We start from the raw sequence: 25,137 nt of genomic DNA on the forward strand, positions 1-25,137 counted from the left end.
TGCCGATGACAGATGGTCAACCATTTGCCATGCGCTATGATCTCGACCATGACTGGGCCAGGCTCGATGTCAGAACCCCTTAGCGCGATCCCCGAGTCTCGCCGCGACTGGCTGCTGCGCTGGTTGCGGCAGGCGATCTCGTCGGGCGAGCTCAAGGCTGGGGACCGGCTGGTGGAGCGGGACATTTCAGCGCGGTCGGGCGTGAGCCGCGGGCCGGTGCGCGAGGCTATCATGATCCTCGAACAAGAGGGCCTGGTCATCTCCCATCCCTACCGTGGCGCCCAGGTGGCTCCGGTCTCGCAGGAGGAGATACGCGAGATCCTGGTGCCGATCAGGCTCGTCATCGAGCGGTTCGCGTTCAGGCACGCGGCGGAGAACGCCACCCCCGAGCTGGTCGACCGGCTCGGCGCCCTGGTCAGTGACATGGAGGAGACCACCTCCCCGGACCGGCTCGTCGACCTCGACCTCGCCTTCCACGAAGCGGTCATCGCGGCCTCCAGCCACCGGCAGACGCTGTCCATCTGGCGGACCATCCAGCCGCGGGTCCGCGCCTACTTCGTCCGGGACGCGCCGGAGCATCCCGACCCCGCCGAAATACCCCGTCAACACCGGGCACTGCTCGAAGCCATCCGCACGGCCGATCCAGAGGCCACCGAACGGGCGATCGCCGAACACGTGGAGACCTACATCGGCCGGTAAGGCGGCCTGACGGGACCGCCACACGACCTTCCGACCTGCGGCAACGTAGCCTTGCCGACTTTTTTCCGGATCCGCATCGGCGGACCGCCAGCCGGGCTCGCGCCGTGGCCGCGCGCGCCGCGCCCGTCATGGCGCCCTCGTGCCTGATCCGGGGCCGACGCCCGACCCCCGCCTTCCGCGGTCCGCCGTCCGACCCGTCCGACCCGTCCGACGCCCGCCGTCCGACGCCCGACACCCGCCGTCCGACGGCCCGCCCTTCGTCGGCCCGCCCTTCGTCGGCGTACGGCCGCCTGCACCAGCGCCGACGCTCGATGCGCACCTCAAGACGCCTCTGGCAGATGGTTGACCATCTGCCATTTCAGCGGTTAGTGTTCCACATCACCTCATGGGCTCACCTGCAGATGAGAGGCGGGAGGAGCTTTCGCCCCCCGCACCGCCGCGACATCCGGCGGCTCAGGTGACTCAGGTGGCTCCAACTACATCGACTGTCCGTCGGCTCGCCCAGAGCCGTCGGAGACCTTCGGGAACGAATCAGGAACACATGAAAATCCGTGACATTCGTGCGGCCGGCCTGCGGGGTGCCACCCCGGCGGGCGGGTGGCAGGAGGAACTCACCAGCGATGACGTCGTTCACACCCTGGTAGCGGTGCACACCGACGAAGGGCCGATCGGCATCGGCAGCGTGTTCACGAGCGAGGCGCTGGTCCGCGGCGCCATCGAGGTGCTGCGCCCGCTGCTGGTGGGCGAGGAGGCGACGGAGCCGGAGCGGGTGTCGGAGCGCCTGCATCGGGCCACGTTCTGGCTAGGCCGCGGCGGGACGGTGACACACACGATCAGTGGGATCGACATCGCCCTGTGGGATGTGCTCGGTCAGGTCACCGGCCAGCCCGTCGGCCGCCTGCTCGGCGGCCGCTACCGTGAGCGGGTCCGCCCGTACGCGTCCCTGCTCATGGACCGTCCAGAAGTCCTGGCGGAACGCCTGGAACTCCTGGCCGCTCAGGGCTGGACGGCCTTCAAGATCGGTTGGGGGCCCTTCGGGCGGGTCAGCGAGGACCTGGACGAGCGCATCGTGGCCACCGCCCGGGAGGTCGTGGGCCCCGACGCCCTGCTCATGGTGGACGCGGGCGGCAGCGACAGCGCCTGGACGAACGGCTACAAGTGGGCCCTCCGCACCGCCCGCATGCTGGACCGTTACGGTGTCACCTGGTTCGAGGAACCGCTCAACCCCGATGCCCTCGAGGACTACGCGCACCTGCGCCGCGAGGCCAAGGTGGCGATCTCGGGAGGGGAGGTGCTGACCAGGCGGCAGAGCTTCCATGCGTGGCTGGAGGCTGGGGCCTTCGACATCGTCCAGCCGGACGTGACGAAGGTCGGCGGCCTGAGCGAACAGCGCCGCATCGGGTGGGCGGCTCAGGACCACGGTGTGCGGCTGATCCCGCACGGCTGGAACACGGCCGTCGGGCTCGCCGCCGATCTGCAGCTCGCCTCGGCGCTGCCCGGCACCGACCTCGTCGAGTACGTCACCGGATCGCCCTACGTCGACGCCATCACCACCAGTCCGTGGCAGCTCGACTCCGACGGGATGCTCGCCATCCCGGACACTCCTGGCCTCGGCATCCGCCTCGACCCCGAGGCTCTGGCCCGCTACGCCGACGTCACCGCTCTGCTCCGGCCGTGACCCAGCCGGAAGTGGAACAACAGATCATGAACGCCCGCGCCGGCTCCGTGGTGGCGCTCGCCGCGGACGTACACAAGCTTTCGGCGCCGCCCCACGCGACTCGCCGCCGAAGCCCGCGCGACAGCGCACCACCCGCAGTGATCCCGTCCAGCAGAGAGAGGAAAGCTCATGTCCGATGAGCAGACCACCGCGCTCACCTTAATGCCCGCTACCGGCAGATCGTCCCGCCGGGTGATTCTCATCTCGATCGCGGGGGCCGTCGGCGGCTTCCTCTTCGGCTTCGACACCGCCATCGTCAACGGGGCCGTCGACCCCATCAAGGAGAATTTCCACCTCGACTCGGTCAGTCTCGGCGTCGTCGTGGCCATCACCCTGTTCGGCGCCGCGATCGGGTCGCTGGTCGCGGGATGGATGGCCGACCGTTTCGGACGGACCAAGGTCATGGGGGTGGCCGCCCTCATCTTCATCGCCTCCGCGATCGGGTGCGGAGTGTCGGCAGGCTTCTGGGACCTGGCGGCCTGGCGCCTGCTGACGGGGATCGCCGTCGGGTACGCGACGGTCCTCGGCCCGCTCTACATCTCCGAGATCGCCCCTGCCTCCATCCGCGGCCGGCTCTCCTCGCTCCAGCAGATGGCCATCGTCCTGGGGATCTTCACCGCCCTCCTCTCCGACTCCGTCATCGCCGCCGTGCTCGGCGGCGCGGACGCCGAGACGTTCCTCGGACTTCCGGCGTGGCGGTGGATGTTCATCGCCGGGGTGGTCCCTGCGCTCCTTTACGGAGCCCTCTCGCTCAGAATCCCCGAGTCGCCGCGCTACCTGGCCGCCCGTGGCCGCCGGGGCGAAGCCGCCCGGGTGCTGGCCGACCTGCACGCGATCCCCCGTGAGCAGGCCGAGCGGGACGTCGACCGCATGGAAGCCACCGTTTCCCAGGGACACCGCCCCCGCTTCCGTGACCTGCGCTCCCGCCGGACCGGCCTCCTCCCCATCGTCTGGATCGGTGCCGGCATCGCCGCCCTTCAGGCCCTCGTCGGCATCGACGTGATCTTCTATTACTCGAACTCCCTGTGGAAGTCGGTCGGATTCGACGAATCCGCCTCGTTCGGGCTCTCCGTCCTGAGCTCGGTGATCAACGTGATCGCGACGATCGTCGCGATCGTGCTCATCGACCGGGTCGGCCGCCGCCGTCTGCTGCTCGTCGGCTCCGCCGGCATGGCGGTCAGCCTCGTCCTGGTGAGTGTCGGGTTCGCCCAGTCCGTCATGGTCGACGGGGAACTGTCACTCCCCGGGGCATGGGGCCCGCTGACCCTCATCGGGGCGAACGCGTTCGTCGTCTTCTTCGCCGTCTCCTGGGGCCCAGTGGTATGGGTGCTGCTGGGAGAGATGTTCCCCAACTCCATCCGCGGGGTCGCGCTCGCGCTGGCAGCCTCGATCAACTGGATCGCCGGTGTGGGGCTCAACCTCACGTTCCCGAGCATGCGCGAGATCTCGCTGCCGGGCAGCTACGCCCTGTACGCGGTGATGGCGGTGCTCTCCTGGTTCCTGGTCTACTTCGGCATACCCGAAACGGCGAACCGCGAGCTGGAGGACATGAGCGGCGCGCCGACCCACCAGGACGATCACGCACCATCCGTGTGAAGGTACAAGACCATGCAGAACGACATCACGTTGGTCACCGGTGCCGGATCCGGCATCGGGCGGGCCGTCGCGCTCCAGCAAGCGGCGGCCGGACGCCCGCTCGCCCTGGTGGACAGGAACGAGGCCGCCCTGAGAGAAGTCGCCGCGGAGGCGACGGAACGCGGAGCTCCGCACGCGCTGGCCATCACCGCTGACATCTCCTCCGAAGCCGCCATCACCAGCGCCTTCGAGCGGTGCCGGGAGTCTCTCGGCACCCCCACCAGGATCGTCGCCAACGCCGGCATCGAAATCTCACGGAAGGCGCACGAGACCACGCTCGCGGAATGGAAGCAGGTGATCGATGTCAACCTCACGGGCACCTTCCTCACCTGCCGCCACGCCATCCGGCTGCTGCTGAACGAGGACCTTGCCGGGACCATCGTCTGCGTCTCGTCGCCCTCCGCGTCCGTGGGTTTCGCCGGAGGATGCAACAGTGCGTACGGAAGCTCGAAGGGCGGGATCTCGGCCCTGGTCAGAGCCCTCGCCATCGACTACGCGCCATCCGGCATCCGGGTCAACGGCGTCGTCCCCGGTGCCACCGCGACACCTCTGCTCGACATCGTCGCGCATGGACATGACGTCACCGACCGCGCACGGACCCAGATTCCCCTGGGCCGGCTCGCGCGGCCCGAGGAGATCGCCGAGGCGGTGGACTGGCTGCTCGGCCCCAAATCCAGTTATGTCACCGGCAGCCACCTGTACGTCGACGGTGGCCTCACGGCCAGGGGCGCCAACGACTTCTGACCGTGCCCTGCGGCCAGGCGTCCGTCACCGCGCATCCTTCCCGGCATAGAGACCAGAAACCGAAAGAAGGCCCATGCCCCCGCGACCGACCGGTATCGGATCCACCACGTGGGTCGTCGCCGACGGCTACATACCACCCCGCAGCTCCGGACCTGAGCCGGAGATGACCAGTCACGACAGCATCTGCATGCTGAACCCGGGAGACACCGAGGCACGCGTCGAGGTGCACGTCTACTTCACCGATCGCGAGCCGGCCGGCCCCTTCCTCCTCGCCATCGCCCCTCGGCGTGCCTTTCACCAACGCATCAACGATCTGGAAAACCCGGAGCGGATCCCCATCGGCACCGATTATTGCCTGGTCGTCACCAGCGACGTGCCCATCGTCGTCCAGCACACGCGCCTGGACTCCAGACAGGAAGCCAACGCGCTGATGAGCACCATCGCCTTCCCTGCGTGACGACGTCAGCGGCCGAAATCCGTGCACTGCCCAGATCACGCCGCCCCCCGTGGTCCGGTCTGTACTCCAGACCGGACCATGCGGCCATTGCCGGGCGGGTCATCGCGGTTCGCGCCGACGCCGGGCGAGGTCGCGGACGGACAGGGTCGCGTGCGCGAACGCTCGCTGCGCCGGGTCGGTGGCGCGTGGCACCCTCGCCTGCTGACGCCGGAAGTGGAGTCCGGGTGACGGTTCCTATCAAACAGCACCTGTGCGGATTTGTGCGTCGATTTCCTTTGTTCGACTATCGTCGGCGAATAAGCATGAATCAACGACCGCAATGAGTAAGGTCCCGATAAAGACAGCAGCGAGGCTGCTTAGTCAGCTTGCCCAGGGGATATGACCAGGTCCGCGACCTGCATCGGAGGGCCGGAAATGCGGCTTTTCCGATGTGTTTCTCCTGCACTCCCGGAACGGTCGGGCAGGTCGTCATCTCCTTTCTACGGGGGCGAATCATGCAGAAATCGCAACTGCTGTCCTGGCCGGTGTCCGGTCTCACTCTCATGTGCGCGGGAGCGCTGATCGCGAACACGGCGATTCCGGCCGATGCCCATACCGTGGCACCCCACCCTGCGCGGGGCCACCAGCACGGCGTACCGGCGAAAGCGGCCAAGGGCACCGGGGGCCACGACGACAAATCAGCTCCGGCACCCGGGTGGGGCGTCATCGGCCGCAACACGCTGGGCGGGCCGAACGCGGTCCTTCGTGACGGCCCTTACGGGCGTACGAGTGTCACTTTCCCGGCCACCCAGCCGCCTCCCTATGGCGACGGCAGCCTGGGCCTCATCGTCGGCAGCGGCGCTGACAGCATCTCTTTCGGAAACGAGCGCACCTTCGCCGGGGTCCGGCTCTCCTCCATCAACACGCTGAGGTATTGGATCTTCGCGGGACACACCTCCCTCGACGGGATCACCCTGCCGAACATCACCATTGAAGCCGATCCGAACCTGGGAGGCGCCACCTTCACGAGCCTGGTCTACCTTCCCGACCGCTCCGCCAGCCCGTCCGCTCCGGAGATGCCCTTCCCCGGCGTCTGGCAGCGCTACGACGCCCACACGGCCGGAAGCAGCTGGTTCGCGACGGGCGCCACCGGGCCGGAGATCGACTGCACCCAGGCCGTGCCTTGCTCGTTCGCCACTCTCAAGTCCAGGCTGCCCAACGCGGTGATCAGCTTCAGCCTGGGGATCGGCAAGGGCAGGGACACCCGCTTCGTCGGCGCCGTCGACGGGCTCCAGGTCAATCAGACGATCTACGACTTCGAATTCACGGGCGTCCGTTCGAGGCGGGCGCGCTGAGGGCTGAGCGGCAACGCCCGCTTGAAGCACCCGGACCGGGCTGTCAAGGCGTCCGGCGCGCATTCTGAAGCCATACGCGCGTGGCCGCGGCGGAAACACTCCGCCGCGGCCACGTGGCATTCGCGCCCCATCCTGAAACGAGGAGTAGCACTTCCAGCGCGCCGAAAGTTTCATGCCTGGGGCGGTAGGGGCACCCCGTTGCCCGCACCGCCCTTCGTTGTCGCCGATTAGGAGTGATGCCAGCTTGTATCGGGTCTGACCAGGTCGAGGTTCCGGCTTTCAGCGCTGCGACATAGTGGCCGATCCACGGCGGCGCAAGGCAGTTCATTGACGCGACACCTGAAATACACCTATCGTTCCCGGCGGTTCCTCGAAAGTTTTTCTCAATACTCGAAAGTTTCGGCGGCTCAGGAGGAACGAACGTGAAGTCACAGCTCGTCCTGTTCACGATCGACATCTGCGCAGTGGCGTTGCTCGTCTTCGGGCTCTACTTCCCCCGGCACCGCCGCCGCGACCTGGCCATCTCCTACCTGGGGGTCAACGTCGGCGTCCTCGCGGTGGCGAGCGCGCTGAGCGCCAGCAACGTCGGGGCCGGGCTGGGACTGGGGCTGGCGCTGTTCGGCGTGCTGTCCATCATCCGCCTGCGCTCGACGGAACTCGACCAGCACGAGGTCGCGTACTACTTCTCCGCCCTGGCCCTGGGGATCCTCGGCGCGCTGAGCACCACCTCGGCGTGGCTCAGCGGCGGTCTCATGGTGCTCATCCTCGCGGTGATGTTCGTCGGCGACCATCGGCGGTTGTTCCCGCACTACCGGCACCAGATCCTGGTGCTCGACTCGGCCATCACCGATCATGTCGCGCTCGTCGCGCACCTCGAACAACTGCTCAACGCCCGGGTGCACGTCGTCACCGTCCAGCGGCTCGACCTGGTCAACGAGACCACGGTGGTCGACGTCCGGTACGCGCTGACCGGGCGCCGCGTGCCCGCCGAACCCACCGCGTCCGCCCATTCCGGACCACACCGATGACCGCGATGCCCCCGGCCCTGGCGCGGCTGGCGCCCGTCGGGCTGGACGAGCTGATCGACCGCGCCGCGTTGCAGACCAGGGTGGACCGCAAGTACCTCGTCCCGATCGAGGCGTTGCCCCGCCTGCTGGAGCAGCTCACACCGTACGCCCGGGCGCTCGTCATCGACGGCGAACGCACCTTCCGCTACAGGTCGGTGTACTTCGACACCCCGCAGCTGGCCAGCTTCCACTGTGCGGCGTATCGCCGGCGCCGGCGCTTCAAGGTACGCACCCGCACGTACCTCGACTCCGCCGAATGCTGGCTGGAGGTCAAGATCAGCGGCGCACGGGGGAACATCACCAAGCACCGGCTGCCCTACCAGCCACGGGACTGCGCGACCGTGCACCCGGGGCGCGACTTCGTCGATGAGGCACTCGCCCGCGAGTCGATCGGTCCCGCCGCCGGGAGCTCCCTCGACCCGACGCTGATCACCGAGTACCACCGCGCCACCCTGCTGCTGCCGGACACCGCGAGCCGGGTCACCATCGACACCGGACTCGCCTGGCAGGGCGCCGGCTCCGCACTGCGCCTGCCCGGACTCGCCGTGGTCGAGACCAAGACCACCTCGGCCGCCACGCCGGTCGACCGCCTGTTGTGGCAAGGAGGGATGAGACCCGCCCGCATCTCCAAGTACGCCACAGGTCTGGCCGCCCTCCGCCTGGATCTGCCCGACGTGCCGTGGCGGCGGACGCTGCGCCGCCACTTCCGTGGCACCACCTCGCCGGCGGGCCCGGCGCCGGACATCTCTCACCAACCCGACCAGGAGGCATCGTGCGTCTGACCCTCCGCAGCACCGGCGCCGCAGCGAACCACCGCGCCACCAAGATCGCGCTCACCGCCGCGGTTCTCGCCGGACTGCTCATCCCGTACCCGTTGTCGGCCGGCGCCGCACCGAGCTCCGGCACCCGGACGGCCGGCGACGTCGCGAGCACCGAGGTCACCGGCGCCGCGGCCGCCGCTGCTGCTGCGGCGGCGGCGGCGGCGGCGGACGACCTGAGCGGCGACATCACCTTCTCGGTGCCCAGCGGCACCTTCCAGGGGCAGCAGGCGGTGTCCCTGAGCACCGCGATCAGCGGAGCCCAGATCCGCTACACCACCGACGGACGGCCGCCCACCGCACAGTCGGCTCTCTACCAGAACGCACCGCTGCAATTCACCCGCACCACCCAGCTGCGGGCACAAGCCTTCGTCGGCCAGACGGCCTCCGGGACGCCCGGCACGGCCATGTACGCCGCCCGCAACACCGCCACGGCCCACGACCTGCCGGTCATCATGATCGACTCCTACGGCGCCGGCAAGCCCAACCGGGACTACATCGACGCCACCACCATGATCTTCCAGCCGGCCACCGGTGGGACGACGTCGCTGGCCACGGCTCCGGCGGTCGCCACCCGCGCCGGATTCCACCTGCGAGGGCAGTCGTCGGCCACCTTCGAGAAGGCGCCCTACCGCCTTGAGTTCCGGGACAACGACAACGGCGACGCCGACTACCCGGTGCTCGGCATGCCCGCCGACTCCGACTGGGTGCTGCGCGGGCCCTTCACCGACAAGTCGCTGATCCGGGAAGCCTTCCTCTACGACCTCGGCAGGGAGATGGGGCTGAAGGCGCCCCGGTACGCCTTCGCGGAGTTCTACCTCAACACCGACACCGGTCCGGTGAGCGCCGACGACTACATGGGCGTCTACATGATCGTCGAGACGATCAAGAACAGCAAGGACCGTCTCGACCTCAAGCAGCTGGACGAGGATGACACGACCCTGCCGAAGATCCAGGGCGGCTACATCTGGAAGTTCGAGTGGATGGCCGCCGAGGAGCCGACGTTGTCGTGCACCGGAACGTCGGCCACCTGCTGGAACTACCTCGAAGTGGCCGACCCGTCACCGCTGCGGCCCGAACAACGGGACTGGCTGCGCAACCACATCCAGGCCTTCCACAACGTCCTGCGGGCGCCGAACTTCGCCGATCCGGTCACCGGCTACCGGGCCTACATCGACGTCGAGTCCTTCGTCGACCATATGATCATCAACGAGCTGAGCCGGGGAATGGACGCGTACGTCCGCAGCGCCCACTTCTACAAGGACCGGGACACCAAGATCTTCGCCGGCCCGTTGTGGGACTTCGACCTCACGTTCGGTGTGGGCGGGTACTTCCAGAACGACCAGGTCGCGGGCTGGCAGTATCAGCAGACCCGGCAGCCGCTGGCCAACGACTGGTACAACCAGCTCCTGCGGGATCCGGCCTTCGTCGACCAGGTCAAGGCGCGCTGGCAGGCGCTGCGCCGCGGCCTGCTCGCCAACTCCGCCGTGCAGAGCAGGATCGACGCTCTCACCAGACCGCTGACCAACGCCGCGCAGCGCAACTTCCAACGCTGGCCGAACCTCTCGACGCAACAAATAGGCTTCTTCATCACCCCGACCGCGCCCACCTGGCAGGGTCAGGTGCAGTACATGCGCGACTGGATGCAGCGCCGTTCGGCCTGGCTGGACTCGACGGCGGGATGGGGTGGCCCGACCACCGGTCCGTCGCCCGGCCCCAGCATCACCCCGACCCAGTCGCCGACGCCGTCCGGCGCCTGCTCGGCGACCGTGCGGGTGGTCAGCTCCTGGTCCGGCGGCTTCCAGGGCGAGGTCACGGTACGCGCGGGCACCTCGCCGATCAACGGCTGGACCGTGAACTGGACCTGGCCGGGAGGGCAGTCCGTGACCCAGGTGTGGGGAGGCGTGCGCTCGGGCTCCGGTCCGGCCATGACGGTGCGCAACGAGGCGTGGAACGGCTCGGTCGCGGCCGGCGCGAACACGACCTTCGGCTTCACCGCCGGAGGGACCTCGGTCACACCGGCCGCCACCTGCACCAGCCCGTGACCCCGGTGAGCCCTGTCTGACGGTGGCCGCCGCCGGCTGCCCGCAGCGGCGCCGGCGGCGCTGCGGGGGCCGGGCAGGCGGTGCTCCCGCCACGTCGGCTCGTCAACCGTTCCCAACGAAACTTAACCACGGTCACACCCGAGGAGCAGCCGTACTCTGGCGGACCACGAGCTCGGTCGCCAGCTCCGCCCGTCTCTGCTGCGGCGGCTCCCCCTCGGCCAGGCTGATCAGCATGGTCGCGGCCGTGGCGCCCATCTCGCGCAGAGGCTGGTGGATGGTGGTGAGCGGCGGTTGCGCCCAGCGCCAGACCGGCATGTCGTCGAAGCCGACCACACTCAGGTCGTCGGGGATGCGCAGCCGCAGCTCGTGAGCCGCATGGTAGACACCGATGGCCATCCCGTCGTTGGCGGCGAAGATCGCCGTGGGCGGCTCGGAGAGTTTCATCAGTTGATGCGTGTGAACCGCCCCGTCCTCGATCTCGAACTCCCCTTGGCGGATGAGAGCGGGGTCGATCGGCACACCCGCGGCCTCCAGAGCGGCGCGGTAGCCGTCCAGCCGGGCCCGGCTGGAGAGCGCGAATACCGGTCCGGTGATCATCGCGATGCGCCGGTGGCCCAGTTCGAGCAGGTGACGGGTGGCTTCCAGGCCACCGCTCCAGTTCGTGGCGGCCACGGACGGCACGCCGGGCCCTGGATTACCCGCAGGATCCAGCACCACCAGGGGTATCTCCTGGGTCGCCAGCCGCGCGAGCTGATCTTCCGCCGGCCCCGAGAACACGGTGATCACACCGGCGGGACGGCGGGCCAGCAGGTCTCCGATCCATTGAGGCCCGGGGGTGTGCCGGCCACCGAGCTCGGAGACCACCACGCTCAAGCCGTGGGTCCATGCGACCTGCTGCACTCCCTTGACGATCTCTATCGGATAGTCGCCGGCCAGCGCATGGAAGACGACCTCGATGAGGTTCGCCGGTTTGAAGCGGCGGCGCTGCCGGCGATAACCGTGTTGCTCGATGAGCCGCTCGACGAGTGCGCGCGTCGTCAGGCCGACCTCCGGACGACCGTTGATGACCTTGGAGACCGTGGCGGTGGACACTCCTGCCAGTTCGGCCAGCTGGGTCAGGGTCAGGGGTACCGAGAGTGCCGACTCGCCCATGGGGGGTTCTCCGGTCGAGGTCATATCGGGAGTGTAACCAGGTGCATTTCGGTCTCCGGCCGAAGCCGTTTCTGCGAGTTCCTCCATGCCGAAGCCGCAGCCGGTGAGCCGGATGGAGTCACGTCGCAGGAAACTTTCGGCGTCCTCCAGCCCGCATCATAGGCACGGCCATAACACGGGGACCGCAAGTTAACGTGACCTGACCTCGATTTGCCTGGTGCCGACTGGTGAGTTCGTGAAACTTTCACCCGCGACGTGATCTGCTCTCGGGCGAATGCCCAGGCGGGGCGACGTTCCGACGGCGATGCCCAGGTCGGCAAGAGCCACCCCTCGTTGACGCGAGATCGGACCGTCGGATGTACTCCGCGACAACGTACTCACCGAAATCAGGGCAGGCAGCTTCGCCGAACTGAATGTTAACGCTAACAACCGCCGTGGCCACACCGACGGCAGCGGCCCGAACGACAACCTCTGGAGGTTCCTGTGCGGCGCGTGCTCGCGGTTCTCTCATCTCTGCTTCTCGTGGGCGTGTTCCTCACGGCCCAGGCGTCGGCCGCGTCGATCGACACCAGCGCGTGGTACGTCCTGGTCAACCGCAACAGCGGCAAGGCCCTGGACGTCTACAACCTCTCGACCGCCGACGGCGGCCGCATCACCCAGTGGACCCGCAACAACGGCAACCAGCAACAATGGCAGTTCGTCGACTCCGGCGGCGGCTACTACCGGATCAAATCCCGCCACTCCGGCAAGGTCCTGGACGTCTACAACGCCTCCACCGCCAACGGCGGCTCCATCGTGCAATGGGCCGACGGCAACGGCGCCAACCAGCAATGGCGACCGGCCGACTCCGCCGACGGCTACGTGAGATTCATCAACCGCAACAGCGGCAAGGCCCTGGAGGTTCAGAACGCGTCCACCGCCGACAACGCCAACATCGTCCAGTACGACGACTGGGGCGGCGCCAACCAGCAATGGCAACTCGTCCAGGTCGGCAGCGGCCCGAATCCGAGCGGCAGTTACACCAACCCGGTCGTCTGGCAGGACTTCGCCGACGGCGACATCATCCGGGTCGGTGACGCCTACTATTACTCGGCCTCGACGATGCACTACTCGCCGGGCGCGCCGATCCTGCGCTCCTACAACCTGGTCGACTGGGAGTATGCCGGCCATTCGGTGCCGAGGCTCGACTTCAACGCGGGCGCCTACGACCTCAACGGCGGCCGGGCGTACGTGAAGGGCATCTGGGCCTCGGCCCTGAACTACCGGCCGAGCAACAGCAGCTACTACTGGATCGGCTGCGTCGAGTTCAACCGGACCTACGTCTACACCGCCTCCGCCGTGGACGGCACCTGGACCAAACGCTCACAGATCAACAACTGCTACTACGACGCCGGCCTGCTGGTCGACTCCAACGACACCATGTACGTCGCCTACGGCAACGGCACCATCAGCGTGGCGCAACTCTCGGCCGACGGACTCAGCCAGGTGCGCGCCCAACAGGTGTTCCAGACTCCGAGCAGCGTCGGCACCCTGGAGGGCGCCCGCTTCTACAAGCGGAACGGCTACTACTACATCTGGCTGACCCGCCCCGCCAACGGCCAGTACGTGCTCCGCGCCACGTCGCCGTGGGGTCCGTACGAGATGCGCCAGGTCCTGCTCAACATGCCGGGCCCCATCTCCGGCGGCGGTGTCCCCCACCAGGGCGGGCTCGTCCAGACCCAGAACGGCGCCTGGTACTACATGTCGTTCGTCGACGCCTACCCTGGCGGCCGCGTCCCGGCGCTCGCGCCGATCACCTGGACCAACGACTGGCCGGCCGTGCAGACCGTGAACGGCGGATGGGGCGTCGACTACCCGCGACCGGACATCCAGACCAGCCGGACCGTGGCGTCCATGATCGGCCCTGACACCTTCGGCTCGGGCACTCTCGGCCACCGCTGGGAATGGAACCACAATCCCGACACCAGCCACTTCGCAACCGGCAGCGGCCTGCGCCTGCAGACCGCGACCGTCACAGGCGACCTCTACAACGCCCGCAACACGCTGACCCACCGCATCCAGGGCCCGTCGTCCACGGCGACGATCGAGCTCGACTACTCGCAGATGGCCGACGGCGACCGAAGCGGGCTGGCGATGCTGCGTGACCAGTCGGCCTGGATCGGCGTCAAACGCGACAACGGCGTCAACCGGGTCGTGACGACCAACGGCCTGACCATGAACAGCTCGTGGCAGACCACCGGCACCGGCACCGAGGCGGCGAGCGCGAACATCTCGGGCGGCCGGCTCTGGTTGCGGGTCAATGCCGACATCCGGCCCGGTTCCGGCAGGCAGGCCCGCTTCTCCTACAGCACCGACGGCAACACCTTCGTGAGCCTCGGCCCGGCCTTCACCTTGAACAACGCCTGGCAGTTCTTCATGGGCTACCGCTTCGGGATCTTCAACTACGCCACCCAGGCCCTTGGCGGCGCGGTGACCGTGCGCCGCTTCGACCTCACCACCCCCTGACCGGCCGCCCACCGGGGCAGCCGGCAGTGGCAACTAGTCCGAGTCGGATGAATCGGAGCACATCATGAAAATCAGATTTCTAGCCGTCCTCGCGACGGTGGCCGCCTTACTGGTGAGCCTGTTCGTCGCCAACCAGTCCGCCAGCGCGGCCACCGTCGACACCAACGCCTGGTACGTCCTGGTCAACCGCAACAGCGGCAAGGCCCTGGACGTCTACAACCTCTCGACCGCCGACGGCGGCCGCATCACCCAGTGGACCCGCAACAACGGCAACCAGCAACAATGGCAGTTCGTCGACTCCGGCGGCGGCTACTACCGGATCAAGTCCCGCCACTCCGGCAAGGTGCTCGACGTCTACAACTTCTCGACCGCCAACGGCGGCGCGATCGTGCAATGGGCCGACGGCAACGGCACCAACCAGCAGTGGCGGCTGGCCGACAGCTCGGGCGGCTACGTGCGGTTCGTCTCGCGCCACAGCAGCAAGGCCCTGGAGGTCCAGGGCGCCGCCACCGCCGACGGCGCGAACATCGTCCAGTACGACGACTGGGGCGGTAACAACCAGCAGTGGCAGCTCGTCCAGGTCGGCGGCGGCAACCCGAGCCCGACGCCCACGCCCACCGGCACGTGCGACCTTCCGTCGGCGTACCGCTGGACGTCGACGGGCTCGCTGGCGACCCCGAAGTCGGGATGGGTCTCGCTCAAGGACTTCACCACCGTCGAGTACAACGGCAGACATCTCGTCTACGGGACGACGCACGACAATGGAACGACCTGGGGCTCGATGAACTTCGGCCTCTTCACCAACTGGTCCGACATGGCCTCGGCCAGCCAGAACACGATGTCCGCCGCCACCGTCGCGCCCACGCTCTTCTACTTCGCCCCGAAGAACGTCTGGGTGCTGGCCTACCAGTGGGGCGGGACCGCCTTCTCCTACAGGACGTCGAGCGACCCCACCAACGCGAATGGCTGGTCATCCCAGCAGGTGCTCTTCTCCGGAAGCATCTCCGGCTCCGGAACGGGACCCATCGACCAGGCGCTCATCGGTGACAACACGAACATGTACCTGTTCTTCGCCGGGGACAACGGCAAGATCTACCGGGCCAGTATGCCCATCGGGAATTTCCCGGGCAGTTTCGGCACGACGTCGACGGTGGTCATGAGCGACTCGACGAACAACCTGTTCGAGGCCGTTCAGGTCTACAAGCTCCAGAACCAGAACCGCTACCTGATGATCGTCGAGGCGATCGGCTCGCAGGGCCGCTACTTCCGCTCGTTCACGGCCACCAGTCTGAACGGTTCGTGGACCCCGCAGGCCGCGACAGAGGGCAACCCCTTCGCCGGCAAGGCCAACAGCGGCGCCACCTGGACCAACGACATCAGCCACGGCGAGCTGGTCCGCAGCAACCCCGATCAGACCATGACCGTTGATCCCTGCACCCTGCAGCTGCTCTACCAGGGACGCAACCCCAGCTCCGGCGGCGACTACGGCCTCCTGCCCTACCGGCCGGGCCTGCTGACGCTGCAGCGCTGATGGCGTGACCGCGGCTCGGATGTTCCCGGCACGCTCGCGTCCGGGAACATCCGACGCTCGATCTCATGGGAAAAGATTTCTGAGGGCGAGCTCGGCGACCTGGCACAGCTCGTCACGGGTGCGCCCGCCGGCCGCCTGGACCGCGATCCCGTCCGTGACGGTGATGACGAGCCGGGCCAGCGTGCCGGCCTCGTAGCCATCCGGCAGGTCGGGGGCGTCCTCCAGGCGCCGGCGCAGCGCGGCCTCGCCGGCCATGCGGCAGGCCAGGACCGCGTCGCGGGCTGAGACGGCGTCGGGGCCGCAGGCGTGCACGCCGTTCACCATCAGGCAGCCGACGGGGGCGTCCTGCCTGGTGGTCAGCTCGATGGCGCCGTTGACCAGGCGTTCGATCACCTCGCGGAGGGTGGGCGCGGTCAGCGCGGCGGCGGAGAAGGCTCCCGGGCCGCTGACGTAGCGCGCCAGCACCTTGCGGAAGAGCTCCTCCTTGTTGCCGAAGGCCGCGTACATGCTGGGCCGGTTGATGCCCATCGCCGCGGTGAGGTCGGCCAGCGAGGCCCCTTCGTAACCCTGCCGCCAGAACACCTCCAGAGCCCGGTCGAGCACGGCGTCGACGTCGAAGGCGCGCGGACGGCCGCCTGGCATGCGTACCCCCTCCAAGTTTTTTACCTATCGGTACGATACCCCTTGCTTCTCGCCGCCGCACGACTTAGTTTCATACCGTTCGATACACAACTGGAGGGACGACGTGATCAGAGTCGGAATCGTCGGCGCGAGCGGCTGGGCGAACGAGGCTCACCTGCCCGCGCTGGCCGCGCTGGACGAGTACCGGGTGACCGCGGTGGCGACGACCAGGCAGGAGAGCGCGGACCGGGTGGCCGCCGCGTACGGGGTGCCGCTCGCGTTCGCCGACGACGGCGCCCTGACCGCGCATGACGACGTGGACCTCGTCGTCGTGTCGGTGCGGGCACAGAAGCACACGAAGGTGATCAGGGCGGCGCTGGAGGCGGGTAAGCATGTGCTGTCCGAGTGGCCGCTGACCGTGGACCCGGAGGAAGCCGCCGAACTGGCCGAGGCCGCCGAGGCCGCCGGGGTGGTGCACGCGGTGTGCCTGCAGGGGTATCACTCGCCGGGCACCCGGTTCGTGGCGGACCTGCTGGCCGGCGGGCGGATCGGGCGGCTGGAGTCGGCCGTCGTGGTGGCCTCGGGCGGGCCGCTCGGCGGTGCCGCCATCCTGCCCCAGCACGCGTGGACCACCGATCCCGCCGGCGGCACGACGCTCCTGACGATCATGGCGGGGCACTTCCTGCCCACGCTGGAGCGGATGGCGGGCGAGCTGACCGAGGTGACGGCGCGGCTGCCGCACCTGTACGACCGGGTGGAGGTGGCGGGGACCGGGGAGACGGTCGACGGCGGCGTACCGAATCAGGTCCTGCTCCACGGGACGCTGGGCGGCGGCGCCACCGCGTCCGTCACGATCCACGGCGCCTCGGGCGCGCCCGACTCGTTCTACATCAAGTTCGCCGGCTCGGCGGGCACGCTGACCGTCACGCCCGGCCGGGGCGGAAACTACCTGCACTGGGCCGAGTGGGACATCCGGCTCGATGGGGATCGAATCGAGGTGCCGGCGGCGTACCGGACCGTGCCCCTCGACCCCGCCGACGGCCCCGTCGCCAACGTCGCGGCCGTCTACCGGGAACTGAGCGCGGCCATCGCTGCGGGCCGCGCCGCGCGCCCCGACTTCCACGCCGCCGCCCGGTACCACCGGCTGCTGGCGTCCATCGAACGCGCCGCGCGCAGCGGCGGCAAGGAGGAGATCACGTGAAGATCTTGCTCATGGCGTGATCACCTCCCATGAGGTGGACAGCGACGATGGCGGGTGTGGTGGGGCTGGCGGCCCTACCGGCTCCCGCCCAGGCCACGGCGGCCGTCGATGTGGTCGCGGCGGTGCAGCGGCTGCAGGCCCAGGGGCACTCGGTGAAGGTCGTGCAGCACACCGCGGGTGGTGACCGCCGGGCGGCCGACCTCGCCAAGGTCGGCTCGGCGGCCCACAAGCTACGCGGCGTCGGCGGCGTGTTGTACGGCGCGGGACCGGCCTACGGCGGGAAGTCGTGGGTGCGGCTCGGCGGGCGGCTGGACGCCAAGTACAGCCGCATCACCCTGCACTGGAGGATCTCGACCGACCTGTCCGGCAGGCCCGTCATCGTGCAGGCGATCTGACGGCCGGGACGAACGGCGCCATCCGCGAGGTGAGCCCCCGCGGATGGCGCCACCTTCCTACTTCCGTTCGACCTTCCAGGCCTTGGTGATGGTCTGGTCGATCGTGTTGCCGGCGGAGTCGGTGGCCTGCACCCGCAGGGTCACGAACTCGCCGTTGCGTGGCGCCCTGGCCTCGTACCCGGCCGTCTTGCCGCCGCTGACCTTGCGGCTGCCCAGGTCGGTCCACGTGACCCCGTCGTCACCGCTGACCCAGGCGCGCACGCTGAACTTGCCCGATCCGCTGTATCCGGGCTGGTGACCGGGGAGCAGCTTGATCGAGTACTCCGACCCGGCGCGGACCGTGTTGTCCGGGGTCAGCGCCACGTCGTAGTGCACGTCGACCATGGGCAGGACCTCCTTGCCGTCCGCCCCCTGATTGTCGAATCGCACGGCGAACTCCCAGGCCGTCCGGCTGGCCGTGGACAGCGGCCGGACCGCCTGCTTCGTGTCGAGCTCTATCCGGTACCGGCCGGGTGTCGTCGGCGACTGCAGGGTGCAACTGCTGAGGTACGCCGCTTCGCAGAGCACGTTGCCGTCCTTCAGGAACCGGAGGTTCGTCTCCGGCCACTCAGGCACGTAGTGGTACCCGCTGCCGATCCGGAGCGGAAGCAGGTCGAACGAGAGATAGCCGTACCCCCATTGCGGGAACGACGACGCCGTCAGGCTCGGCACCTTGCCGGGCCCGGGCGCCATCGGCGCGGCGAAGTAGTCCTCGGTGACGCGGGCACCGGCCGCATACTCGGTCGAGCTCTCCTCGCGGACCAGGTTCGTCTGGCTGACGAACTGCCGGCGCAGGCCCGGCGAGACGTACTCGGTGCGGGTCAACGGAGCGGCGACCTTGGTGACCGCGGCGATCATTCGGTTGGGAGTGATGCCATCGATGGTGTACAGCGTGCCAGGGGTGTCCGCGTGGTATCGGGCCGTGATGGTGGCCAGATCCTTCGGCCCCGTCTCGAAGACGGTGTCCGTCGGCATCTTGTCCTCGACGGTGAAGGACAGGTCGTAGAGGAAGAGAGAGACCGGGGTCCCGCCGGTGGTCACGGTGGTACGGCCCTTGGCGACGGTCGCGCCCAGGCGCTCGCCCTCGTCGTGGGTGAGGACCGCCACCGGCACCGTGGTCGGCTTCTCCACGGCGCGGCGGGCCGGCCCGTCCTCGGTCACGGCGACCAGCACCCCGGCCGCGCCTGCCGCCGCGGCGTCGGCCGCCGGCTGGTCGACCAGCGTGATCGGACCGAATTCGCTGATGACGACGGTCGCGTCGATCAGCGCCAGCTTGCCCCGGACGCCGGCCGCGGCCAGCTCGGCCGGGCTGCCCTTGCCGGCGTCCACCACCTGGTACGACCCGGGTGACCGGAACGTGGCCGTGCATCGCAGGACGGCGGCGCAGAAGGGCTCCAGCGGATACGCGGGGTGCAGCTCGGGCGCCCGCGGGCCGGTGACCTTCATGGTCAGGGCGGGAGCGACCAGCTCCGTGCCGAATCCCATCGTGAAGCTGCCGGTGGTGGCCTTGGTCGTGCCGGGCAGCACGTAGACGTCGGCCGAGCCGGTGGCGCCGTAGAAACTCTGCCCGATCCGGCCGAATTCGTGGCCGGTCGTTCCGACGCGCCGGAGCCAGTTCACGGCCATCAGGTCGACCGGCTCAGCGGGCTGGCGCGTGGGGTATTTCACCCGCTGGGCCTTCCGCGCGTCGAAGACCAGCTCCCGGGGGCCGTCCATGAGCAGCTCCGGCTCACCGGCGATGGTCTCCGACAGCTTGAAGACCGGCTCCTCGGCGGTCCAGTCCGAGATGTTGGTCATCAGCGCGTACCGGTGGCCGAGCACCAGCATCGGGTCGTAGCCGAGCCCGATGAAGTACGCCGAGCCCTCGTCGTAGAGGCCGAGCCAGTCCTGGCCGGTCTCCAGGTCCATCAGGCTCAGCAACGAGCAGCACGTGGTGTGCGCCGGGGCGCCGGTGCGGTCGATGCCGCGGACCTTCAGCTGGGTGCGCTTGGGGTCCTTGGTCCAGCCCAGCGTGGTCCTGACCACCGTGTCACCGGATCGGGCCGCGAGGAAGCCGTAGTAGGACCCGAGCTCCAGAGCTCCCGGGTCGACGGTGACGGTGACCGTGGCGGTGCCGCCGGCCGGCACGTCCACCGCCGACGGGGTCACCGTGACCGCGTCGCCGGGCGTGAACGCGGTCGCCTGGAGCATCCGCTCGTCCATCTTGGTGAGCGTGAGATCGAGGGTGGCGTGCACGGCTTCGGCGCCGGTGTTGCGCAGGGTCACCGTCTTGCCGGTCACCGGGTACGGATCTTTGATCATCCCCAGGTTCAGGGTGCCGGTCGCGGTCAGGCCACCGGCCGCGGCCTGAGCCAGGTCCATCATGCCGCCGCCCTCGCGGGTCACCTCGCCTTCCTTGCCGGGGTTGGCCGTGCTGACCAGCACGTCCCGGATCTGCTCGCGGCTCCAGTCCGGATGCTGCTGCGCCAGCAGCGCGACGCCGCCGGCCACGTGCGGCGTGGCCATCGAGGTGCCCGACAACGACTGGTAGTCGCCGTCGCCGACGTCGCCGCCGAGTTTCGAGCCGGCCGCCCTGGCGGCGGCGATGCCCGCGCCCGGCGCGGTGATCTCCGGTTTGACCGCGTTGTCGCCCAGCCGCGGGCCCCAGCTGGAGAAGTAGCTGCGGTCGTACGGGGCGGTCTTGTCCACGCTGCCCACGGTCAGCGCCTGGTCCGCGCTGCCCGGGCTGCCGACCCAGTACGGCGCGTAGGTGTCGCCGTCGTTGCCCGCCGCGACGACGAACAACGCGCCGGTGGCCTCGGAGATCCGGTTGACCGCCTGCGCCAGCGGGTCGCTCCCGTCGCTCGCCCGGCCGCCCAGGCTCATGTTGATCACCTTGGCGCCCTGGTTCGCCGTCCATTCCATACCGGCGATGATCTCGGAGTCGTAGCCGGAGCCTTGGTCGTCGAGCACCTTCGCGATCACCAGCTCGGCATCCGGCGCGACGCCCCGGTACTTGCCGTCGGACGCCGCGCCGGACCCGGCCGCGATCGACGCGACGTGCGTGCCGTGCCCGTTGCCGTCAGCCGCGGAGGAGACGCCGGGGACGAAGCTCTGCGACGCGGCGATCCGGCCGGCGAAGTCGGGGTGGTCCTGGTCGATGCCGGTGTCCACCACCCCGATCTTCACGCCCTTGCCGGTCAGCCCCGCCGACCAGGCGGCGGGCGCGCCGGTCGCGGGCACGCTCACGTCCAGGGACGCCTTCGCCCGGCCGTCCAGCCAGACCTTCTGCGTGTCCCCGCCCTGGAGCGCCGCCCACGCGTCGGCCGTCCTGCTCTTGTCGACCGCCAGCGCCTGGCCCTTGACGCTGGTCAGCGTCCGCTTGCGTGACGTGCCCTTCGGCGCGGCGGCCACCGCGGCCCGCGCCTGCGCCGGTGTGTCCTTGTAGGTGGCGATGACCGGCAGCTGCTTGGTGTGCGCGTCGTCGTAGCCGTACTCGGCGAGCCTGGTCAGGTTGAACAGCTCGCGGTCCAGCTTGCCCGCGGCGATCTGGCGGAGCGTCTCGCCGGTCAGCGCGTAGAGACCACCGGACATCTGCTGGAAGGTGATGTCGCCCAAGGGGGCGGCATCCTTGACGACCTCACCGATCGCGCTGCCGTCGGCCGCGGTCCGCAACCGGACCACATCGCCGGTCAGCAGGGTGAAGGTCTTCTCCTCCGGCGGCTTGGCGGCGGCCGAACTCGCAGGGGGCGACGGCGGCGCGGAGGCTGGGGGCGCCGCGGCCGCGGCGGGCCCGGCGACCGCGGCCATCAACACGCCCGCTAAAACAACGGGCGCCCTGGAACGGAGAACGCGCATGGAAACCCTTTCGGTGCTCTGCATGATCTGAGGAGTGAGATCGGTCCTCAGACGTGGTTCCTACGGCAGCTCACAGCGGCACCCACCCGTCCTCGTCCGCTTCGACGAGTTCGGTGACGGTGAGTTCGGTGACGGTGAGTTCCGCGATGGTGGGTTCAGCGACGGTGGGTTCAGCGACGGTGGGGGCGGCCGGGATCGCAGCTCCCGGCTCCGCTGATGGCAGCCACCCGTCCCGGTCGCGATCGGTCGGTCCGATCTCGTCGTCCGGCGCTGATGATCTGCTCTCTTCCACACGGACATGATCGGAGAACGGGCGAACCGCTAGCTATTAGGGAATCCCCCATCTTTGCTCGCCGCGTCCCCCAGCAGGCGCCCCAGCTCCGTGCGTGAGCGGGCCCGCAGCTTGCGCATCGCCGCGGCGAGGTGCTTCTCCACCGTCTTGGCCGAGACGAACAGCGCCTGCGCGATCTCCTTGTTGGTCCGCCCGTGGGCGGCCAGCTCCGCCACCTGACGCTCGCGGGGGGACAACTGCGCGCCGTAGCCCTGACGCCCACCACGATGGCGTGCCGGGAGCGCGACCCCGTGCCGCCGGGCGACGCCGGCCGCCCGGCCATGATCCCATGTCGCGCCGAGCCGCTCGTAGACGGTCACGGCGTCGCGCAGCACCGGGCCGCCCCGCGGGTCGCCGCCATCGAGCAGCAGGCCGGCCGCGCGTTCGCGCGCCCGCGCCGCCTCGTACGGGGCGGACGCGTTCTGGTAGCGCACGGCCGCCGCCAGGAAGTCGCCGGCCCGGCCGTCCAGCACACCATGGGCGTAACACAAGGCGGCGGAGGCGAGCGGCGCATCCAGGTGGCGGAGCTCTCGCTCCACCCGCTCGGTGAACCGCCGCGCCTCACCGTGCTCGCCGGCCGCCGTCCACACCTCGACGGCCGACGGCAGCGCCCAGCCGGCCGAGGGCCAGTAACCCCACTTGTCCAGCTCGTGCCGCAGCAGCCGGACGCAGTGGAGCGCCCCTTGCGTGTCGCCACGTGCCAGCCTGGCCCGTGCCCATCCGCCGGCCGCCGCCGGCACGACCTCGTACGCCCCGATCTCCACGGCCAGCTCGGTGACCTGCCGCAGCCGCTCGTCCGCCTGGTCCACGGCGCCGTGCGCCAGGTTGAGGCAACCGCCGGCCAGTTCGACGTCCATGCGGCTCGGCGCGTAGTGCGCGACGTCGGCGAGGAGGTCGTCGATCTCGCCGCGCAGTCCGTCCCAGTCGCCGCGGCAGTAGCGCAGCAGCGTGAGCCCGCTGCGGAGCATGACCTCGAGCCGCCGGTTCTGCTGCACGGCCGACGCGCGCAACCCGCTGGTGAGCATGGATTCGGCCATGTCGAAATGGCCGGCGTAACAGGCGGAGACACCGACCGAATAATGGGCGTTCGCCTCGCGACGCCGCTGAGGGGCGCCACCGGTGATCTTCAGCATGCGATCGGCCACGTCACGCCACGCCGGGTCCCCGATGTCCAGGAAGACGGAACCGGCCTTGCCCAGCACGAACACCTCAAGGAGCCGGTCGTCGACCTCGCCGACCAGGTCGAGTGCGCGGCTCAGCCACTGCACGTTCGCCCGGATCGGTTCGTTCGGGCGGGGCGTGACGCCCAGGCCCACCAGCGCCCACGCCAGCAGATCCGGGCGGTCCTGGAGATCGTCGATCGCGGCCGTGAACAGCTCCCGCTGCCGGTCCGGGTCCTGGCCCGCCTGGCCCAGGGCGACGGCCACCAGGAACCGCAACTCCCCGCGCAGCGGACCGGCCAGGTCATCGTCCAGAACGTGGTCGAGCAGCGGGATGACCTCGCGCGCACGCAGCGTGTCCAGTGCGGCCCACCCGAGTTTGACCGCGACCCGGCCGCGCCGCTCGCCCGTCATCGGCGCCCGCCGTACGACCTCCGCGAGCAGGCGGACGGCCTCGTCCTCGTGCCCCAGCGCGACGGCCTGCGCGGCCGCCTGTTCCGCGGCCACGGCCCACTCGGCGAGCCGGTCGGCGTGCTTGAGGTGGTGGGCCACCTGACCGAGCGGAACGGGGTCGAGTGCCCGCAGCGCGTCCGCCGCCCGGCCGTGCAGCCGGCGCCGGTTGCGGCCGCTCAGGGTCTCGTAGACCGCCTGGGCCGCCAGCGTGTGGCGGAACCCGAACGCCTCGCCGTCTTCGATCAGCAGTCCGGAGCCGACCGCTTCCTCCAGCCCCTCGCCCGCGTCCTCGGCGACGGACAGCAGCACCGGGAGCGCGACGGGGGCCTGCAGCACGGCCGCGGCCTCGGTCAGCCGGCGGGCGTCGGCCGGCAGCCGGGCGATCCGTTCCAGCGTCGAGTCCCGGACGCCCCGGGGAACCTCAAGCTCCTCCAGCGCCCGGCGCGTCCAGAGGTCACCGCGGCGCACCAGGGAACCGCGCTCACGCACCAGGGCCAGCACTTCCTCCACCGCGAACGGCAGCCCGGCGGTGCGTTCCCACAGATACCGGGCGAACTCCTCCGACATCCGGTCGGTGTCCAGGATCGCGGTCGCCAGCGCACCGGTCTCGCCCTGGTCCAGCGGCGCCAGCACCAGATGGGCCTGACTCGTAGCGGGCGGCAGCCTGACCGTCGACGCCCGTACGGCCGCGCTGACCTCCGCACCACGGTACGTGAGCACCACCGTCAGCCCAGGCGGTGCGCCGCCCAGCAGGTAGGCCACGAAGTCGGTGGTCTGCTCCTCCGCCCAGTGCAGGTCCTCCAGCACCAGCACCGCCGGCGACGCCGCCACCAGGACGTCCATCAGCCCGCGGAAGACCCGGTGACGCTCGGCGATGCGATCGTCCAGCGGATCGGGTGCGGGCGGCAGCACCTCCGCCAGCTCGGGCAGCAACGGCCGCAACGCTCCGGCCACTCCGCTGAGACGCAACCCGCGCAGCTCGTCCCCGATGCCGCGCACCGCCTCGATCACCGGGCCCAGCGGGAACGACTCACGAAGCGGGTGGCACCGGCCCAGCAGCGCCCGGCGGCCGGCGACCTCGGGCCGGCCGAGCAGCTCCGTCACCAGCCTGGTCTTGCCGACCCCCGCCTCGCCCTCGACCGACACCACCGCCGGTGGGCCGGTCACCGCCGCCACCAGCGTCGCCAGTTCCTCGACGCGCCCGACCAGCGTCGGCGACACGACCCGCTTCCCGGCAGTGCTCCGCGCCGCCCGCACCAGCGGGCGGTCCGACGAGTCATGTGGCGGCGTCATCCTCACACCACCACAAAACCCCCTTTGTGCTCGTTGCAGGTGAATTCCAGATGAAAATGCGCTACCGATGCGGCCGGGCAGGCCGAGAGGATCGCCCCTCGGG

At 69.5% G+C, this 25,137-nt stretch carries 18 protein-coding genes; 13 read left to right on the forward strand and 5 right to left on the reverse strand.

The genetic code is table 11. The annotated features are described in order from the left end of the window. The first annotated feature begins 66 nt into the window (after positions 1-66). From ACWD0F_RS34845 to ACWD0F_RS34885, 9 genes are all read left to right on the forward strand, one after another. Entirely contained in the window at positions 67-699 is a 633-nt protein-coding gene (locus ACWD0F_RS34845) for a GntR family transcriptional regulator (protein ID WP_449883431.1), read from the forward strand. Positions 700-1,240: 541 nt separating this feature from the next. Further along, positions 1,241-2,377, forward strand: a complete 1,137-nt coding sequence (locus ACWD0F_RS34850) for a mandelate racemase/muconate lactonizing enzyme family protein (protein WP_449883434.1) — start codon at positions 1,241-1,243, stop codon at positions 2,375-2,377. A gap of 168 nt (positions 2,378-2,545) precedes the next feature. Further along, complete coding sequence (locus tag ACWD0F_RS34855; RefSeq protein ID WP_449883437.1) at positions 2,546-4,012, forward strand: sugar porter family MFS transporter; 1,467 nt, start codon at positions 2,546-2,548, stop codon at positions 4,010-4,012. Positions 4,013-4,024: 12 nt separating this feature from the next. Then, positions 4,025-4,795: an SDR family NAD(P)-dependent oxidoreductase gene (locus ACWD0F_RS34860; protein WP_449883439.1), complete on the forward strand. Its 771-nt coding sequence runs from the start codon at positions 4,025-4,027 to the stop codon at positions 4,793-4,795. Between the two features lie 73 nt (positions 4,796-4,868). Continuing rightward, positions 4,869-5,252 carry a sensory rhodopsin transducer gene (locus ACWD0F_RS34865; RefSeq protein WP_449883443.1) on the forward strand — a complete coding sequence of 128 codons (384 nt, stop codon included), beginning with the start codon at positions 4,869-4,871 and terminating at the stop codon, positions 5,250-5,252. Between the two features lie 494 nt (positions 5,253-5,746). Then, complete coding sequence (locus ACWD0F_RS34870; RefSeq protein WP_449883445.1) at positions 5,747-6,586, forward strand: hypothetical protein; 840 nt, start codon at positions 5,747-5,749, stop codon at positions 6,584-6,586. A 422-nt stretch (positions 6,587-7,008) separates the two neighbouring features. Beyond that, positions 7,009-7,614, forward strand: a complete 606-nt coding sequence (locus tag ACWD0F_RS34875; protein WP_449883447.1) for a DUF4956 domain-containing protein — start codon at positions 7,009-7,011, stop codon at positions 7,612-7,614. Then, the gene (locus tag ACWD0F_RS34880; protein WP_449883449.1) at positions 7,611-8,435 is read left to right on the forward strand and encodes a polyphosphate polymerase domain-containing protein; all 825 of its coding nucleotides are present in this window, start codon (positions 7,611-7,613) and stop codon (positions 8,433-8,435) included. The genes ACWD0F_RS34875 and ACWD0F_RS34880 overlap by 4 nt, the downstream gene beginning before the upstream one ends. After that, the gene (locus tag ACWD0F_RS34885) at positions 8,426-10,516 is read left to right on the forward strand and encodes a CotH kinase family protein (protein WP_449883451.1); all 2,091 of its coding nucleotides are present in this window, start codon (positions 8,426-8,428) and stop codon (positions 10,514-10,516) included. Before ACWD0F_RS34880 ends, ACWD0F_RS34885 begins: the two co-directional genes overlap by 10 nt. 132 nt (positions 10,517-10,648) lie before the next feature. Here the strand turns inward: ACWD0F_RS34885 and ACWD0F_RS34890 are convergent, their stop codons facing one another. Further along, the gene (locus tag ACWD0F_RS34890; protein ID WP_449883454.1) at positions 10,649-11,692 is read right to left on the reverse strand and encodes a LacI family DNA-binding transcriptional regulator; all 1,044 of its coding nucleotides are present in this window, start codon (positions 11,690-11,692) and stop codon (positions 10,649-10,651) included. A gap of 498 nt (positions 11,693-12,190) precedes the next feature. Between ACWD0F_RS34890 and ACWD0F_RS34895 the strand changes: the two genes are divergently transcribed. Further along, positions 12,191-14,173: an RICIN domain-containing protein gene (locus ACWD0F_RS34895; protein ID WP_449883457.1), complete on the forward strand. Its 1,983-nt coding sequence runs from the start codon at positions 12,191-12,193 to the stop codon at positions 14,171-14,173. Between the two features lie 64 nt (positions 14,174-14,237). Further along, positions 14,238-15,704, forward strand: a complete 1,467-nt coding sequence (locus ACWD0F_RS34900; protein WP_449883460.1) for a non-reducing end alpha-L-arabinofuranosidase family hydrolase — start codon at positions 14,238-14,240, stop codon at positions 15,702-15,704. 63 nt (positions 15,705-15,767) lie between these two features. On the opposite strand, the gene ACWD0F_RS34905 is transcribed toward ACWD0F_RS34900, so the two are convergent. Next, complete coding sequence (locus ACWD0F_RS34905) at positions 15,768-16,346, reverse strand: TetR/AcrR family transcriptional regulator (RefSeq protein ID WP_449883463.1); 579 nt, start codon at positions 16,344-16,346, stop codon at positions 15,768-15,770. Between the two features lie 103 nt (positions 16,347-16,449). Between ACWD0F_RS34905 and ACWD0F_RS34910 the strand changes: the two genes are divergently transcribed. Together ACWD0F_RS34910 and ACWD0F_RS34915 are read left to right on the forward strand one after the other, a co-directional pair. Further along, the gene (locus ACWD0F_RS34910) at positions 16,450-17,526 is read left to right on the forward strand and encodes a Gfo/Idh/MocA family protein (RefSeq protein ID WP_449883465.1); all 1,077 of its coding nucleotides are present in this window, start codon (positions 16,450-16,452) and stop codon (positions 17,524-17,526) included. A gap of 29 nt (positions 17,527-17,555) precedes the next feature. Continuing rightward, on the forward strand, positions 17,556-17,921 hold the full coding sequence (locus ACWD0F_RS34915; RefSeq protein ID WP_449883467.1) for a hypothetical protein: 366 nt from the start codon (positions 17,556-17,558) through the stop codon (positions 17,919-17,921). 57 nt (positions 17,922-17,978) lie between these two features. Here the strand turns inward: ACWD0F_RS34915 and ACWD0F_RS34920 are convergent, their stop codons facing one another. The 3 genes from ACWD0F_RS34920 to ACWD0F_RS34930 form a co-directional block, all read right to left on the reverse strand. After that, positions 17,979-21,749 (reverse strand): S8 family peptidase, encoded by a 3,771-nt coding sequence (locus ACWD0F_RS34920; RefSeq protein WP_449883671.1) that lies wholly within the window; start codon positions 21,747-21,749, stop codon positions 17,979-17,981. 118 nt (positions 21,750-21,867) lie between these two features. Next, positions 21,868-22,089, reverse strand: coding sequence for a hypothetical protein (locus tag ACWD0F_RS34925; RefSeq protein ID WP_449883469.1), 222 nt, complete (start codon positions 22,087-22,089; stop codon positions 21,868-21,870). Between the two features lie 29 nt (positions 22,090-22,118). After that, complete coding sequence (locus ACWD0F_RS34930; protein WP_449883471.1) at positions 22,119-25,034, reverse strand: helix-turn-helix transcriptional regulator; 2,916 nt, start codon at positions 25,032-25,034, stop codon at positions 22,119-22,121. Between the last annotated feature and the right edge of the window lie 103 nt (positions 25,035-25,137).

This window comes from Nonomuraea sp. NPDC002799 (assembly GCF_053592075.1).

What these genes read in the sequence shown, in the direction of transcription:
- ACWD0F_RS34890 (WP_449883454.1), bottom strand. Translation starts at nt 11,692, where the DNA reads ATGACCTCGACCGGAGAACCCCCCATGGGCGAGTCGGCACTCTCGGTA.
- ACWD0F_RS34930 (WP_449883471.1), bottom strand. Translation starts at nt 25,034, where the DNA reads ATGACGCCGCCACATGACTCGTCGGACCGCCCGCTGGTGCGGGCGGCG.
- ACWD0F_RS34870 (WP_449883445.1), top strand. Translation starts at nt 5,747, where the DNA reads ATGCAGAAATCGCAACTGCTGTCCTGGCCGGTGTCCGGTCTCACTCTC.
- ACWD0F_RS34850 (WP_449883434.1), top strand. Translation starts at nt 1,241, where the DNA reads ATGAAAATCCGTGACATTCGTGCGGCCGGCCTGCGGGGTGCCACCCCG.
- ACWD0F_RS34905 (WP_449883463.1), bottom strand. Translation starts at nt 16,346, where the DNA reads ATGCCAGGCGGCCGTCCGCGCGCCTTCGACGTCGACGCCGTGCTCGAC.
- ACWD0F_RS34880 (WP_449883449.1), top strand. Translation starts at nt 7,611, where the DNA reads ATGACCGCGATGCCCCCGGCCCTGGCGCGGCTGGCGCCCGTCGGGCTG.
- ACWD0F_RS34920 (WP_449883671.1), bottom strand. Translation starts at nt 21,749, where the DNA reads ATGGCCGCGGTCGCCGGGCCCGCCGCGGCCGCGGCGCCCCCAGCCTCC.
- ACWD0F_RS34900 (WP_449883460.1), top strand. Translation starts at nt 14,238, where the DNA reads ATGAAAATCAGATTTCTAGCCGTCCTCGCGACGGTGGCCGCCTTACTG.
- ACWD0F_RS34845 (WP_449883431.1), top strand. Translation starts at nt 67, where the DNA reads ATGTCAGAACCCCTTAGCGCGATCCCCGAGTCTCGCCGCGACTGGCTG.
- ACWD0F_RS34915 (WP_449883467.1), top strand. Translation starts at nt 17,556, where the DNA reads ATGAGGTGGACAGCGACGATGGCGGGTGTGGTGGGGCTGGCGGCCCTA.
- ACWD0F_RS34855 (WP_449883437.1), top strand. Translation starts at nt 2,546, where the DNA reads ATGTCCGATGAGCAGACCACCGCGCTCACCTTAATGCCCGCTACCGGC.
- ACWD0F_RS34865 (WP_449883443.1), top strand. Translation starts at nt 4,869, where the DNA reads ATGCCCCCGCGACCGACCGGTATCGGATCCACCACGTGGGTCGTCGCC.
- ACWD0F_RS34860 (WP_449883439.1), top strand. Translation starts at nt 4,025, where the DNA reads ATGCAGAACGACATCACGTTGGTCACCGGTGCCGGATCCGGCATCGGG.